Source organism: Pelagibacterium lacus (assembly GCF_003345525.1).
Taxonomy (GTDB): Bacteria; Pseudomonadota; Alphaproteobacteria; order Rhizobiales; family Devosiaceae; genus Pelagibacterium; species Pelagibacterium lacus.
Window position 1 is genome coordinate 1 of the sequence record NZ_QQNH01000007.1, and the last position, 15,006, is coordinate 15,006.

General features: G+C 65.3%; 16 protein-coding genes. 10 read left to right on the forward strand and 6 right to left on the reverse strand.

Features of this window, described 5'->3' with window-relative positions; all coding sequences use genetic code 11:
• On the forward strand, positions 1-195 hold a 195-nt coding region (locus tag DVH29_RS06875; RefSeq protein ID WP_114645438.1), incomplete at its 5' end, for an adenylyl-sulfate kinase.
• A 9-nt stretch (positions 196-204) separates the two neighbouring features.
• Here the strand turns inward: DVH29_RS06875 and DVH29_RS06880 are convergent.
• The 5 genes from DVH29_RS06880 to DVH29_RS06900 form a co-directional block, all read right to left on the reverse strand.
• Positions 205-639, reverse strand: a complete 435-nt coding sequence (locus DVH29_RS06880) for an SRPBCC family protein (protein WP_114645439.1) — start codon at positions 637-639, stop codon at positions 205-207.
• 3 nt (positions 640-642) lie between these two features.
• Positions 643-1,839: an MFS transporter gene (locus DVH29_RS06885; protein ID WP_114645440.1), complete on the reverse strand. Its 1,197-nt coding sequence runs from the start codon at positions 1,837-1,839 to the stop codon at positions 643-645.
• A 92-nt stretch (positions 1,840-1,931) separates the two neighbouring features.
• Complete coding sequence (locus DVH29_RS06890; protein WP_114645441.1) at positions 1,932-2,969, reverse strand: TerC family protein; 1,038 nt, start codon at positions 2,967-2,969, stop codon at positions 1,932-1,934.
• Positions 2,970-3,195: 226 nt separating this feature from the next.
• Positions 3,196-3,768 carry an NADPH-dependent FMN reductase gene (locus DVH29_RS06895; protein ID WP_114645442.1) on the reverse strand — a complete coding sequence of 191 codons (573 nt, stop codon included), beginning with the start codon at positions 3,766-3,768 and terminating at the stop codon, positions 3,196-3,198.
• 83 nt (positions 3,769-3,851) lie between these two features.
• Positions 3,852-4,634: an ABC transporter ATP-binding protein gene (locus tag DVH29_RS06900; RefSeq protein ID WP_114645582.1), complete on the reverse strand. Its 783-nt coding sequence runs from the start codon at positions 4,632-4,634 to the stop codon at positions 3,852-3,854.
• Between the two features lie 126 nt (positions 4,635-4,760).
• Here DVH29_RS06900 and DVH29_RS06905 point away from each other — a divergent pair, with 126 nt between their 5' ends.
• The 8 genes from DVH29_RS06905 to DVH29_RS06940 all read left to right on the forward strand — a co-directional run bounded on the left by DVH29_RS06905 (position 4,761) and on the right by DVH29_RS06940 (position 13,532).
• On the forward strand, positions 4,761-5,186 hold the full coding sequence (locus DVH29_RS06905; RefSeq protein WP_114645443.1) for a cupredoxin domain-containing protein: 426 nt from the start codon (positions 4,761-4,763) through the stop codon (positions 5,184-5,186).
• Between the two features lie 50 nt (positions 5,187-5,236).
• Entirely contained in the window at positions 5,237-6,250 is a 1,014-nt protein-coding gene (locus DVH29_RS06910) for a PQQ-dependent catabolism-associated beta-propeller protein (RefSeq protein ID WP_245944907.1), read from the forward strand.
• Positions 6,237-7,427 carry an ABC transporter substrate-binding protein gene (locus DVH29_RS06915; RefSeq protein ID WP_114645444.1) on the forward strand — a complete coding sequence of 397 codons (1,191 nt, stop codon included), beginning with the start codon at positions 6,237-6,239 and terminating at the stop codon, positions 7,425-7,427. The genes DVH29_RS06910 and DVH29_RS06915 overlap by 14 nt, the downstream gene beginning before the upstream one ends.
• Positions 7,399-8,274 carry an ABC transporter permease gene (locus DVH29_RS06920; RefSeq protein ID WP_439331615.1) on the forward strand — a complete coding sequence of 292 codons (876 nt, stop codon included), beginning with the start codon at positions 7,399-7,401 and terminating at the stop codon, positions 8,272-8,274. The genes DVH29_RS06915 and DVH29_RS06920 overlap by 29 nt, the downstream gene beginning before the upstream one ends.
• A 245-nt stretch (positions 8,275-8,519) precedes the next feature.
• Positions 8,520-9,122, forward strand: a complete 603-nt coding sequence (locus DVH29_RS06925) for a QcrA and Rieske domain-containing protein (protein ID WP_147276024.1) — start codon at positions 8,520-8,522, stop codon at positions 9,120-9,122.
• Positions 9,123-9,428: 306 nt separating this feature from the next.
• Complete coding sequence (locus DVH29_RS06930) at positions 9,429-11,090, forward strand: PQQ-dependent dehydrogenase, methanol/ethanol family (RefSeq protein ID WP_114645446.1); 1,662 nt, start codon at positions 9,429-9,431, stop codon at positions 11,088-11,090.
• Positions 11,091-11,226: 136 nt separating this feature from the next.
• Positions 11,227-12,831, forward strand: a complete 1,605-nt coding sequence (locus tag DVH29_RS06935; protein WP_158541592.1) for an outer membrane protein assembly factor BamB family protein — start codon at positions 11,227-11,229, stop codon at positions 12,829-12,831.
• Positions 12,828-13,532, forward strand: coding sequence for a hypothetical protein (locus DVH29_RS06940; RefSeq protein WP_114645448.1), 705 nt, complete (start codon positions 12,828-12,830; stop codon positions 13,530-13,532). The genes DVH29_RS06935 and DVH29_RS06940 overlap by 4 nt, the downstream gene beginning before the upstream one ends.
• A gap of 6 nt (positions 13,533-13,538) precedes the next feature.
• On the opposite strand, the gene DVH29_RS06945 is transcribed toward DVH29_RS06940, so the two are convergent.
• Entirely contained in the window at positions 13,539-14,366 is an 828-nt protein-coding gene (locus DVH29_RS06945) for a pentapeptide repeat-containing protein (protein ID WP_158541593.1), read from the reverse strand.
• Positions 14,367-14,520: 154 nt separating this feature from the next.
• Between DVH29_RS06945 and DVH29_RS06950 the strand changes: the two genes are divergently transcribed.
• The gene (locus DVH29_RS06950; RefSeq protein ID WP_114645450.1) at positions 14,521-14,970 is read left to right on the forward strand and encodes a universal stress protein; all 450 of its coding nucleotides are present in this window, start codon (positions 14,521-14,523) and stop codon (positions 14,968-14,970) included.
• Positions 14,971-15,006: the final 36 nt, after the last annotated feature.

The following is a 15,006-nucleotide window of genomic DNA, read 5'->3' on the forward strand; positions in this document are numbered from 1 at the left end:
GACACCCCGCTGGCGATCTGCGAGGCGCGGGACCCCAAGGGGCTCTATGCAAAAGCCCGGGCCGGCCAGATCACCAACTTCACCGGCATCGACAGCCCCTTCGAAGCGCCCGAGCGCGCCGCCATCACCCTGCATGGGGAAACGGAAAAGCCCGAGCAGATGGCCGAAAGCCTTTACGCGCGCCTCACGCTTTAGGGTCGCGCCCTATTCCAGCAGGTCGGCGAGTTCTCCGAGCGCGGCGTCCCAGGCTTCCATGGCGAAAATCCGCGATTGCGGATCGGCATGGGCGGCGGCGATCTCGACCAGCGACAGGCGCGTCCGCGCGGCGCCCAGGGATTCGAAGGTGACGATGAGCGTGCTGTCCTCGTCCGGCGCGCCCCCTTCCGGGTGCCAGAGCTCGACCAGCTTATGGTCCTCTTCGAAGCTCACCACGGTGCCGGTGACCACCAGGGACCGGCCCGGCTGCGCGTCGTCCTCGGTTTCTAAGCGGAAGCTGCCGCCCTCGAAGGGCTCGAACTCCACATGGTCGGCCTGCCATTGCTCGAGCAGCGCCGGATCGGTCCAGGCCGCGAAAATCTCCTCGACCGGCGCATCGATGGTGCGGGCGAGGGTGATGGTGTTTTCGGTCGCGTCGGACATCGGTCAGTCTCCGGTATCGGGAAGCAGAGCGGTCAGCAGCCCGGCCAGCGGCAGGAAGGCGCAGAGCCGGAACACGAATTCGATGCTGGTGCGGTCGGCGACCACCCCCATCAGCGAAGCGCCGAGCGCGCCGATCCCGAAGGCGAAGCCGAACATCAGCCCGGCGATCATGCCGACCCGGCCCGGCAGCAATTCCTGCGCATAGACCACGATGGCCGAGAAGGCCGAGGCGAGGATGAAGCCGATCAGCGCGGTGAAGACGATCGCCGTCTCCAGACCCACATAGGGCAGGGCCAGGGTGAAGGGCAGGGGACCGAGAATGGAAACCCAGATCACCATCTTGCGCCCCACGCGGTCGCCGATCGGCCCGCCGATAAAGGTGCCGGCCGCCGCCGCGCCGAGGAAGACGAAGAGATAGAGCTGCGCCGTCGAGGCGTCGAGGCTGAAGCGTTCGATGAGAAAGAAGGCGTAAAAGCTCGTCATCGTGGCCATATAGACGTTCTTGCTCATGATCAGCACGGCGATGACCGCGAAGGCGCCGACGAGGCGCTGGCGCGAGATCGCCGCGCTGCGCCGCAGGACCGGGGCCGGGCCGGCATTGGCATTCTGCCCGGCGTACCAGGTGCTGACCGCGAGCAGGACGGCGATGGCCAGGATGGCGACGCCCGCGAACCAGGCCACCGGGCCCTGGCCGCGCGGCAGGATGATGAAGGCGGCGAGCAGCGGCCCGATGGCCGTCCCCACATTGCCGCCCACCTGGAACAGCGATTGCGCAAAGCCCAGACGGCCGCCCGACGCCATGCGCGAGACCCGCGACGCCTCGGGGTGGAAGATCGACGAGCCGAGGCCGATCAGCGCCGCGGCGACCAGCAGCATGGGAAAGCTGTCGGCAACCGACAGCAGCAAAAGACCGGCCAGGGTCGAGCACATGGCGATCGGCAGCGAGAAGGGTTTTGGGTATTTGTCGGTATAGAGCCCGACCAGCGGCTGGAAAAACGACGCCGTCAGCTGGTTGACCAGGGTGATGAGCCCGATTTGGGTGAAATCGAGGGCATAGAGTTCGCGCAGCAGCGGATAGACCGCCGGCAGCAGGGCCTGCATCAGGTCGTTGAGCAGATGGGAGAAGCTGACGGCGAACAGCACCCAAAGGGAGGTCGCCTGCCGGACAGGTTGGGGAGTCGCTGTGGCGGTGGAAGTCATGACATACTCTAAAAAATAGACGCGGCGCAGAAGCCTGCGCCGCGCTGAGTTTTCCAGATGTACGTCCGGCTTACGGACCCGTCAAGCCGCCGTCAGGGATGCGGCGCGTCGGTGCTCTCGAGATCCTTGGCCGCGACGGGCTTGTCCTGCACCTCCAGCGGCGGATCGTTGCGGGTCTTCCAGAGGGAATAGAGCACCCCCAGGACCAGCGTGCCGATGGTGAAGATCAGCGACAGCAGCGTGTCGATATGGATGCCGAGCGGCACCAGCGAGATCTTGATGCCCACATAGACCAAGATGATGGCCAGCGCGGTCTGCAGATAGCGGAAGCGCGCCATGGCGGCGGAAAGGGCGAAGAACAGCGCCCGCAGGCCGAGCACGGCAAACACGTTGGACGTGTAGACGATGAACGGGTCCTGGGTGATGGCGAAGATCGCCGGCACGGAATCGACCGCGAAGATCACGTCGACGATCTCGACCATGATCAGCGCAACGGCCAGCGGGGTCAGCCACAGGACCAGCTTGCCGGTCTGGGGATGGGGCTGCTGCACCAGGAACTTGGTGCCGTGGAACTGCGGCGTTATGCGGAAGCGCTTGCGCAGGAATTTGAGGATCTTGTTGTTCTCGATGTCGTCGTCCTCGTCGACCTTGCGGAACATGCGGATGCCGGTGAAGATGAGGAAGGCGCCGAAAACGAAGAGGATCGGCTCGAAGGCGTTGACCAGGGCCACGCCCGCGCCGATCAGGATGGCGCGGAACACCAGAACGCCGATAATGCCCCAGAACAGCACGCGGTACTGATAGAGCCGCGGCACGCCCAGAAAGGCGAAGATGGTCGCGATGACGAAGATGTTGTCCATCGCGAGCGACTGCTCGATGATGTAGCCGGTAAAGAATTCGAGCCCCGACTCGGCGCCGCGCACGAACCAGACCCAGGCGCCGAACGCACAGGCCACGAGCACGTACATGCCGTAGAGCAGGAAGCTCTCCCGGGCGCTGATCTCTTTCTGCTCCTTGTGCAGAAAGCCGAGATCGAACACCAGGATTGCGGTGACGACGCCGATAAAGGCGAGCCAGAACCAGACAGGCGTGTCCAGAAACTCTGAGAACAGAAATGATGCGAAATCCATCGCCGGACCTTCTCCATGTTAAGTTGGAACAGTTCCGACATCACGTAGCGATCAAGAGCGCTGCGCCAGAGGGGCCCGGACTGCGCGACGATATATAGGTATTGCTATCGGCGATGCAAAGGGGCTGGGAGAAAACTCTGAATCAAATTTGGCGCAGCGCCTGTGTTCTTGTCTTGTCGCGTTTCCGAACCGGATAAGTGGTGCCCACTTATCCTGGAAACACTCCTCAGGCGTCCCGCGGCAGGACCTGCAGCACGCGGGCGATGAAGATCTTGAACTCCGCCATGTAGTTGCGCAGGAACTCCTCGGTCGAGGCCACGGTCACTTCGCCGCTGTCGGTGATGAGATCGGGCGTGAAATGGATATAGGCTTCCGGCGCGTTCATCTGCGGCGAATTGCAGAAGCTGAGCACGCTGCGCAGGCTCTGCTGGGCCACCGCGGTGCCGATGGCGCCGATCGAGGCCCCGATCACCGCCGACGGCTTGCGGGCGAAGGAATTCTGCCCCCAGGGCCGGCTGGCCCAGTCGATGGCGTTCTTGAGCCCGCCGGGGATCGAGCGATTATATTCGGGGGTGACGAACAGAACCGCATCGACCGAGGCGATGGCGTGCTTGAGCGCGCGGGCGGCCGGCGGATAGTCGGCGTCATAGTCATAGCTGTAGAGGGGAAGGTCCCGGAAGGGAATCTCCTCCATGTCGAGTTCGGGCGGCGCCAGCCGTACCAGCGCCTGGGCGAGCTTGCGGTTGATGGACTCCTTGGCGAGGCTGCCGATAAAATAACCGACCTTGTGCGTGGTCATGGTCTGCTCCTGTCGCGGTGATCGGGGGAAGCGCCCCCGAATCCGCTAAACAGCGGCGAGGGCGTCTTGGTTCCAGCGGCCGGTCAGGCGAGCCCGTCATGGGCCGGGCGGGAAAGCACCACTTCCGGGCCCTTGCCGCCCATCATGGCGAGGATGGTCTGGGTGAGGTCGTCGCTGCCCTCGCGTTCGAGCAGGGCGGCGGCGGTGCCGTCATAGATGACGCGGCCCTTGTCCAGCATCACCATGCGGTCGGCGTGCTGCACCTCGTCGATCAGATGCGTCGTCCACAGGACGCTGATCCGTTCCTCGGTGGTGAGGCGCTTCACTTCTTCGAGCAGCGCGCGCCGGCTGTTGGGATCGAGCCCCACCGTCGCCTCATCCATGAGCAGCACGCTGGGGCGGTGGAGGCGGGCGCGGGCCAGTTCGACGCGCCGGCGATTGCCCCCGCTCAGGGTGCGGGCCCGCGCCGAGGCGACGTCACTCAGCCCGTATTCCTCGAGAATGGCGGCAATGCGCTCCCGGGCCAGCGCGCGGCCAAGGCCGTGCAGGTCGGCGTGAAACAGCAGATTGGCCCGCACGGTCAGTTCGAGGTCGAGGGTCTGCTGCTGGAAGACCACCCCGATATCTGCCAGCGCCTGAGTCGCCTGCCGGCTCATGTCCTTGCCGAGCACGGCGATATGGCCGCTATCGGGGACGAAAAGCCCGGTGAGCAATTGCAGCAGGGTGGATTTTCCGGCCCCGTTCGGCCCCAGAAGCGCCACGAATTCCCCGCGTCGCACCGAGAGGGAAACGTCTTGGAGGGCTTTCACCTCGCCATAGGATTTGCTGACGTTTTCCACGAGGAGCGCGGTTTCGAAATGACTCATGTCCATCCAGGTCCTTCCCGCGCCGTTCTCAAGAAACGATGCCCGATCCGTGACTTGATTGTCTCGCTCGAATTATCGTGCTACTCAAGTTTTGGCAATTATAGCAGAAATGGGGAGGACATTTTCATGCGAAATTGGCTCGTGGCCGCCTGTGCGGCAGGTATGGTGCTTGGGAGCGTGGCCAGCGTTCAGGCCGAAGGCAATCTGGCCTCGCAACCCGAGCGGCTCGAACTCTCCATCGATTCCCGCGACCTGAGTTTTTCCAACACCGAATTCCAGCTGGAAACCGGCAAATATTATATCTGGGAAATCACCCATGACGGCCTGGAGGAAGTGATGATCCAGGCGCCGGACCTGTTCCGCAATTCCTGGATCAACCAGGTGGTGATCAACGATCTGGAAGTGCACACCTCCGGCGCCATCTACGGCGTCGAGTTCGACGACGAGGGCACGCTGGCCATTTCTTTCGTTCCCATTCGTCCGGGCAACTACCAGTTCTTCGCGCCGGGCTTCCAGGACAGGGGCCTCTCGGGCACGTTCGTGGTGCGTTGAGTTTCGCGCCTTTCGGGGCGCGTCGGTCCATTTGACTTGGGAGAACCGTCATGGTCGTTCAAAGGCTCAACAGATACATGCTGTCGTCTGCGGCGGCAGGGCTGGCGCTTGCGCTGGCCTTCACGGCCCCGGCCGAAGCGGCCGGTACGGGCTATGTCTTCGTCAGCAATGAGCGCAGCAACAATATCCTCGTGTTCGATCCGGCCCGCGATTTCGAGCTGATCTCGGAAATTCCCACATCGAGCCGTCCGCGCGACATGAAGCTCAACGCGGACCATACCCTGCTCTATGTGGCCTGCGGGCAGGACGACGTCATCGACGTCATCGACATCGCGACGCTCAGCGTGGTGGACTACATCCCCACCGGCCGCAGCCCGGAAATGTTCGTCCTCAACGCCGATGAATCGCTGATCTACGTGTCCAACGAAGAAAATTCGACGGCCCAGATCATCGACGTCGAGACCAAGGTCATCGTGCACGAAATCCCGACCGGGGCCGAGCCGGAAGGCGTGCTGCTGACCGATGACGAGCAGACCCTCTACGTGACCTCGGAAATCGCCGACATGGTGCATGTCATCGATACGGTCTCGGGCACGGTGGTGGACAATGTGATCGTCGGCACACGCCCGCGCCGCTTCGAGATCGCGGCGGACGGGGCCGAGCTGTGGGTGAGCGACGAGCTTTCCGGCTCGGTGACCATCATCGACCGCGAGACCAACATGGTCATCGACCAGCTCGAATTCCTGCCGCCCGGCTTCCGCGCCGTGGACGTCACCCCGGTGGGCATCCTGCTCTCGGAAGACGGCAGCACCATGTATGTGACGCTGGGCCGCGCCAACCACATCGCCTATGTCAATGTCGCGACGCGGGAGATCGAGGGCTATACGCTGGTGGGGGCCCGCGCGTGGAGCCTGGCGCTCAGCGCCGACGGCACCCAGCTCTACGTCACCAACGGGCTGAGCGACGATATGTCGATCATCGACCTGGACACCCGCACCAATATAAGATCGATCCAGACCGGACGGGTTCCGCATTCGATCGTGGTGGATTATGACCCCGCGTAACCTCACCCTGGCCCTGATGCTGGCCGTGGCGCCGGTGCCGGTGCCGGTCCTTGCCCAGGACGCGGCCCCGGCCGAGATGGCCATCGGCTATCTCGACCTCGCGGAGGACCCGCGCTACGACCTCACCCTGGCGCGCTTCCTCGTGCCGGCCCGGCCCTGGGGCCGCAGCATCGACGGCGCGCAACTGGGCATCGTCGATGCCGAGCAAATCGGGCGGGTGATCAATGTCGACTTCACCCTGCGCGAAGCGAGCGGCGATTCCGTAGAAAGCCTCGCCGATACGGTCGGGGGCTGGGTGGAGGAGGGCGTGCATTTCGTCGTCGCGGACCTGCCGGCCGACATGCTGGTGGCGCTGGCCGACGCGGTGGAGGGGCAGCCGGTGACGCTGTTCAACGTCTCGGCGGAACAGGACAGCCTCCGGGCCGAGCAGTGCAGGTTCAACGTGGTGCACACCATCCCCAGCTACCGCATGATGACCGACGCCGTGGTGCAATACCTGGTCTCCAAGCGCTGGACCAATATCCTCGTCCTGCAGGGCCCGCTTGCCGACGACGCGGCGATCGCCGACGCGGTGCGGGAATCGGCGGGCTTTTTCGGCGCCAATATCGTCGATGTCCGCCCCTTCGTCCTCGGCGCCGATCCCCGGATGCGCGAGCAGAACAATGTGGCGCTGATGACCGAGGGCGGCAATTACGACGCGGTGTTCGTCGCCGACAGTTCCGGCGAATTCGCTCACGACGTGCCTTATCACACCAATCTGCCCCGGCCGGTGGTCGGCGGGGCAGGGCTGGTCGGCGAGGCCTGGCACTGGGCGTGGTGGCGCCAGGGCGCACCGCAGGTCAATGCCCGTTTCGAGGCCATGGCCGACCGCTACATGCACCGCTTCGATTGGGCGGCCTGGGCCGCGGTGCGGGCGGTGACCCAATCGGTGCTGCGCTCGGAATCGACCGAATACGAGCCGGTGCGCGACTATCTCCTCGGCGAGCGCATGAATCTCGACGGCTCCAAGGGCAATCCCATGAGCGTGCGCCCCTGGGACCATCAATTGCGCCAGGGCATGCTGCTGGCGGCCGGTAATGTGGTGGTCGAACTGGCGCCCATCGAGGGCTTCCTGCACGAGACCAACGATCTGGATACGCTGGGCGTCGATGAGCCGCGCTCCCAATGCCAGTTCTGACCTCGTGCCGACCCCCCACGCCAACCGGACGGCGCGGGCCGGAACGATAATGCATGCCGCGCGGGCCATGCGCGGCATCGTCTTTCGCGAGCTGACCAAGTTCCTGCATCAATACGGACGGCTGGCCTCGGCGGTGGTGCGGCCGGCCCTGTGGCTGGTGGTGTTCGCCGCCGGCATGCAGAACCTGTTCGGCGTCTCGCCCATCGAGCCCTACAACACCTATATCCCCTATCAGGTCTATATCGTGCCGGGCCTGCTGGGCATCGTGCTGCTGTTCAACGGGATGCAGTCCTCGCTGTCGCTGGTCTATGACCGCGAGGTGGGCACCATGCGGCTGCTGCTGACCGCGCCGCTGCCGCGATGGTATCTGCTGCTGTGCAAGCTGATCGCCGGGACGCTGCTCTCGATCGTGCAATGCTACGCCTTCCTCGCGGTGGCGCATATGATGGGCATCTCCATCCCGTGGAGCGGCTGGCTCTATATGCTGCCGGCGCTGCTGATCTCGGGGCTGATGCTGGGCTCGATCGGCCTGCTGCTCTCGATCGCCGTGCGGCAGCTGGAAAATTTCGCCGGGACGATGAACTTCGTCATCTTCCCCATGTTCTTCCTCTCCTCGGCGCTCTACCCCCTGTGGCGCCTGCGCGAGAGCGGGGCGAGCTATCTCTACGTGCTGTCGAACGGTAACCCCTTCACCCATGCGGTGGAACTGGTGCGCTATGCCGCCTATGGCAAGTTCAACGGCACGGCGCTGCTCGTGGTCATCGGGACGGCGATCGTCTGTTTTCTGCTGGCCGCGCGGGCCTATGACCCGCAGCGCGGCTTCATCCGCCGCCGCGCGCGGCCCTGATCCGAACAGCTGCAAGCCCCCGTAAACCGTCGGTTGCAAGCAGACGCCAAGTTGCGGCCGGATCTCTATAAACATGAGGAAAGTAGTCAGCAAATAGGCAGCTAGAAAAGTTTTAGCAAATTGGCTTGCCCGCCATTTGGGAGAGGTATAGCGTGTTGTCGAGCTGAGGGAGCAAGTCACGAAAACTGCCCCGTTGGCGCCACAAAAAGGCGACCTCACCCAACACGAAACCAGGATCAGTTCAGTTGAAAAAGAATTCCGATTCCTCACAATCTTCACCCGTCCTGTGCCGCTTCCAGGTCGACAGGCGGACTGTTCTCGGCGGCATGGCCGGGCTGGCCGGTCTTTCCGTCCTGCCTGCATCCGCCCAGGACGATATTGCGACGGCGCCTCCCGCACCGGGCGACTATCTGGTCTTTGCCGGCGGGGAGGATCGCACGACGCCCCTGACCCCGGACAGCCTCGTGCCCAATGCGGGCCAGGTGCAGGCATGGCCCGTGGACCCGGCCACCGATACGGTGCGCAACGGGACGCTTTACAATCTTCTGGTCCTGACGCGGTGGGACCCGGCGGTGCTCAGCCCCGAGGGGCAGGAATACGCCGCCGAGGGCGTGGTGGCGCAGACCGCCATCTGCACCCATGCCGCCTGCGAAGTGACCGACTGGATCGCCGACTCTTTCCATATGGAATGTCCCTGCCATTTCTCGCGCTTCGATCCGCGCCAGAACGGGGCCGTCATTCAAGGCCCCGCCACCCGCAAATTGCCGGCCCTCGCGCTGGCGATGGAAGACGGGAGAATCGTGGTGAAGGCACCATTCGACGGGAGAGTGGGCGGCGACACCGCATAGGGCCCGGAACGGGCGCGGCCTATAGGGCCAGCGTCAGGGGTTCATGCGGTTCATACGCGCAGATCATATGCGCAATGAGGCAAGAGGAGGATTTTTGCCGTGTTAAGAAAATTGGCTGCATCTCATCTGATCGGCATGGGTATTGCCGCTTTGCTGGCCTCGACCAGCCTGGCGCAGGCCCCGGCGGGGCCGGCCGCACCTCCGGGACCTCCTGCCGCTCCATCCGCGGCGCCGACCGCAGCCGGCGCTCCCCAGGCCCCGGCCAAGCCGGTGGTCATTTCCGACTATACGCCGGTAACCGCCGAAATGCTGACCAACCCCGCGCCCGAGGACTGGCCCGGCTATCGCCGCACCTATGACGGCTGGGGCTACAGCCCGCTCGACCAGGTCACGGCCGAAAACGTGCAGGAGCTTCAGCCCGTCTGGACCATCTCGACCGGATACGCCGAAGGCCACGAAGCGCCGCCCATGGTCATCGACGGCAAGATGTTCGTCTCGACGGCCGGCAACCAGGTGCTCGCCATCGACGCGGCGTCGGGCGAAATCCTGTGGCGCTATCAGCGTCCGCTGCCCGCCGACATGCTCGGTTCCCACCCCACCAACCGTGGCGTGGGCTTCTGGGACGACAAGATCTACTTCATCTCGCGCGATTCCGTGCTGGTGGCGATCGACGCGGCTTCCGGTTCGGAAGTCTGGAGCGCCACCATGGAGAACTACCGCAACGGCTATTATGCCAACCTCGCCCCGCTGGTGGTGGATGGCAAGGTGGTCGTGGGCACCTCGGGCGGTGAACGCGGCATTCGCGGCTATATCGCCGCCTATGACGCCGAGACTGGCGAAGAGGCCTGGCGGACCCATCTCGTTCCCGCTCCCGGCGAGCCGGGTTCGGAAACCTGGCCGCAGCCGGGCGACGAGTTCGAGGACGCCTGGATAACCGGCGGTGCATCGAGCTGGGTCACCGGCCAGTACGACCCCGAGACCAATCTCATCTATTGGGGCACCGGCAATGGCGGCCCATGGATGGGCGACCAGCGGCCCGGCGACAACCTCTATGTCACCTCGGTCGTGGCGCTCGATCCGGAAACCGGCGAGATCAAGGGGCACTTCCAGTATCATCCCAACGACTCCTTCGACTGGGACGAAGTGGCGGCGCCCATTCTCGTCGACCTGCCCGGACGGGACGGCGAACTGGTGCCGGGCCTCGTGCATGCGGCGCGCAACGGCGTGCTGTGGGAGCTCGAGCGCACGGCCGAAGGCCCGATCAACTTCATCAAGGGCACGCCCTATGTGGCCGAAAACTGGATCGGCAATATGGATCCGGACACCGGCTATGTGGAATACGCCGAAGGCACCAAGCCGGGCACCGGCATCATGGGCGATTTCTGTCCGTCCTTCTGGGGCGGCAAGGACTGGCCTCCGATCGCCTACAGCCCCGACACCAATTACGTCTACATCCCTGCCAACGAGAATCTGTGCACCCGCATGCAGGGCGGCACGGTCGTTGAATACCAGCCGGGCGCCAGCTTCACGCGCGGCACGCAGGGCGACGTATCCGAGCTCTATATGGTCGAGGGTGCGACCCATATCGGTGAAGTGCAGGCCTGGGACCTCTCGACTGGCGAGCAGGTCTGGAGCCACGAGTTCCCCGACTCGCAGAACTGGGGCCCGCTGATGGCTACGGCCGGCGGTCTCGTGTTCGGCGGCGGCACCAATGACTCCATGTTCCGCGCCTTCGACGCCGAAACCGGCGACGTGGTCTGGGAGCAGCGGCTCAATTCCGGCGTGATCGGCGTGCCGAGCTCGTTCGCGGTCGACGGCAAGCAGTATATCGCCGTCCAGGCCGGCTGGGGCATCGACGCGGCGGGCATGCAGAGCCGGCTCGCAGCCTCCTATCCGGATCGGTTCGCCCCCGGCGATACCGTTCCCACCGGCGGCGTGATCTGGGTGTTCGCGCTTCCTGACTCCTAATATGGTATAGTGCATGCGCCGCCTTCGGTTTTCCCGGAGGCGGCGCATGATCGTTCGCAGCCGAAAGACGCGCAGCATGGTTTCACTCCCCGCTCCTGTGCGGTGCCTTGGACTTGCTATTGTGCTGTGCGCGGCCGTGGCGAACGCAGGGGCCCGCGAGGTGACGGCCGACCGGCTCCTTCATGCCCGGGACGAGCCGCAGAACTGGCTCATGCATCTGGGCTCCTATGACGGCGCGCGCTATTCCGGGCTCGACGCCATCAATGCCGAAACCGTCTCGCAACTGGTCGAGCTCTACAGCGTGCCCCTGGGCGGGCTGTTGCAGGGCGGCGGCAGTTTCCAGGATGCCCTGCCCATCAGCCCGCTGGTCGAGGACGGCTTCCTCTATATCGTGGACGGCAATGGGCGGGTGAACAAGCTCGATGCCCATCGGCGCGGCGCGGTGGTCTGGCGCAACGATGCCGGCCAGCGCGACCTCGACAGCTGGCTCGAGCCCAGCCGGGGACTGGCCTTCCACGGCGATTACGTGATCGCCACCTCCGCCGACGGGCACCTGCACTGGATCGACAAGGAGACGGGCGAGACGGCCCGCTCGGTCGCTATCGGCGATCCGACCGAGGGCTATACCATCGTCGCGCCGCCGCTGGTGGCCGGCGACCGCATCATCGTCGGGGGCGGGGGCTTTGATCGCGGCGCTGCCGGCCGCATCGACGCCATCGACGCGGAGACCGGCGACCATCTGTGGCGGGTCGATACCCTCGCCGAGGGTGGCGCGCCCGGCCCGATCGGCGGCGGCACGATTTTCCAGACCGGGGTCTATGACCCCGCCACCGGGCTGACCGTGTGGGGGACGGGGGCTCCGGTCCCGCGCTTCGCCCCCTTTGCAGGCGATGCCGGGGCGAGCCGATCCAACAGCGCCATCGCCATCGACGTCGAGACGGGCGCGGTCCGCTGGCACTTCCAATATGTGCCCGGGAGCGATCCGAACGGCTTTTCCGAGGCCGGAACGCATCAATTGGCCGCTCTCGACGGCGCCGATCCCGTCCTCATGCATTTCGGCAATAATGGCTATGCCTATGCCCTCGATATGGCGGATGGCAGCTTGCGCAGCGCCACCGGCCATGTGCTCGGCCCGCTCTGGCCGGGGGTCGATCCGCTCGACGGCCGGCCGGAGACGGGCGAGGGGGGCGGACTGGACACCGCCTGGGCCAACCGGGCCGATTGCCCCAATATCCTCGGCGATCCGGCCTATGTCGCGGCGTTCAGCCCGCGCACCGGCCTGGCCTATGGCGCCGGCGCCGATGGATGCCTCACGGAAAACCTGCCCGTCATCAAGACCTATTCGGCCCCCGGCTGGCTCGGGGCCTATTATGCCGGCGCGGCGGGCAATCTGGGCATGCTCTCGGCCATCGATCCGCAGACCGGGGCCCTCGTGGCGCAGCGCCTGTTCGATTTCCCCGTGCATGGCGGCGCGCTCGCCACGGCGGGCGGGCTTGTCTTCGCCATGACTGCCGAGGGAACGCTCCACGCGCTGGACGAGGAAACCCTCGAACCGGTATGGAGCCGCAAATTCGGTTCGCTCGCCCCGATCCCGCCGGTGACCTTCGAGGTCGACGGCCAGCAGCGCATCGCCATCGTGGTCGGCGGCAATGCCTTTACGCCGGACCTCTCCTACCGGCCGCCGGAAATGGGCATTTCCGAGCCGATTTTCGTGCTCGTGGTTCTGGGGCTTCGCTCATGACAACGCGTTTCGCGCGCATCGCCGCCCTGTCCCTGGGCCTTTTCGCCGCCATCGGCGCCGAGGCCGCCATGGCGTGTGCCGGCCGGCCGACCGTCTGGGATATTTCCCTCGGCGCGGCGGTGTCGGACTTGCCCACCGGCTTCGGGGACTATGCCTGCGGCAGCAATGGCGGCCCGCCGGGCCGTCCGTTGCAGGGGTTCGGCGATTACCTGCAATGCAACCCCGATCAGCGCGGCTGGCACGAAGTCTATTTCCGCTATGACGACGAAGAGGAATTCGTCGCCCGCGCGCTGGAACAGCAGCGCCGCATCGCCATGTGCGAGGGCACGCAGGTGTTCGGCATTCCCGTCGTGGCCTCGGTGCTGCTGGACGAAGGCGGCACGGTGCAGGGGATACGGATCGTCTCGGACCCGCGCGGCACCGAGCCGGCCCAGCGCGACGACCATTGGGCCCTGGGCAATATGCTGCGCCGGCACTTTCCCGGCGATTGGGAATGCAGCCCGCTGGCGCTCGGCCCCGGCAGCACCCCGGTCGGCAGCTTCCAGCCGGACCAGGAATGCGTGCTCTCGGCCGATGGGGTCGAAATGACCATCCGCCAGCATTATCACCATCGCATCGGTCAGGCCTTCGTCGACGATTTCGACGTGGTGCAGCCGGGGCTGTTCGTCAGCGATGCCTATTTCGAGATGATCCGAAAATAGTCCTTGTTAGAACTGCACCCGGCCCAGGATGGCGTTCTGGAACTCGACGCAGGTGAGGATCGCGCCGTCGAAGCGGACATTGCGCAGATCGGCATTGGCCATGCGCGCATTGAGGAAATCGGCGTCGAGGAAGTCGGCGTTGAAGGCCGAAACCTGCGCGAGATTGGCCGAGGAGAAATTTGCGCCGATGAAGCCGCCATTGGTGAGGCTGGCGTCGCGCAGGTCGCTGCGCTGGAAATCGGCGCCCTGGAAATTGGCCAGTTGCAGATCGGCGCCGCGCAGATTGGCGGCCGAGAGATTGGTGGCCATGGCCAGCGCGCCGGTGAACCGCGTGCGCCACATCTCGGCCTGGCCGAGGCGGGCGTTCTGCAACCGCGCCCCGCTGAGGTCCGCGTCGCCCAGATGGGCGCGGCTGAGATCGGCGCGATAGAGCAGCGCCCCGCGCAGATCGGCGGCGAGGAGGGACGCCCCCTTGAGATCGGCGAGGTTGAGATTGGCACCCGCAAGGTTGGCGCCGTCGAGCTGCGTCTCGAGCAGGCGGGCGCGATGCAGCGAGGCGCCGGAAAGATCGGCCCCGCGCAGATCGGCCCCCGACAGGTCGCGCCGCTGCAATTGCGCGCCCTTGAGGTCGCATTGCGGGCAATCATCGGTCTCACCGGCGAGGAACGCCGCCGCATCCCCCTGCGGCAGGTCTCCGGGCACATAGGCGGCGGGCAGGGCGACGGAGGCGCCCGTAACCACGGGGCGGCAAAGCTGCATCAGGGGCTGGGCGACGGCGGGGGACGCAACGCCGACCACCGCACAGAACGCGAAAAGTCTTGCGAGCCTGATCATCGTGCTCTCCGGCGGAAAGGTCCCCTGACTATGCCGCATGCCGGTATGGGGTTCAAGCGGCGGGCCCGGTTTGCACATGGCGAAGTCGGGCGCGCCGTCATGGACTCCGCCATCGCCATCCTGCAATATTGCCCGGTCTGGTTTTGGAGGAAACATGTACAAGCACATTCTCATCGCCACCGATGGATCCGAACTCGCGCAAAAAGGGCTCGATCACGGCCTCGCCCTCGCCAAGAGCCTGGGCGCCGCGGTGACCGTGGTCACGGTGACCGCCAATGAACTCATGTCCTATCGCGAGATCGCCGAAGAGGTGAACCGGGGCCACAATCCTTTCGAGACGTTCCGCGCCGCCATGGAAAAGGAGGCGAACCGCATCCTCGAATCGGCGAGCGAGAAGGCTCGTACGGCCGGGGTGACGATCAGGACCGAGCACGTCGCCGAACGCCCGCCGGCCGAGGGAATCATCGAGGCCGCGACGGAAAACCAGGCCGACCTGATCATCATGTCCTCGCATGGCCGCCGCGGCATCCAGCGCCTGATGCTGGGCAGCCAGACGGCCGAAGTGGTGGCCACCAGCAAGATCCCCGTGCTGGTCATCCGCTAGGCCGGAGGCTTTCCCCCTGGGCCCTGCTTCGGGCCG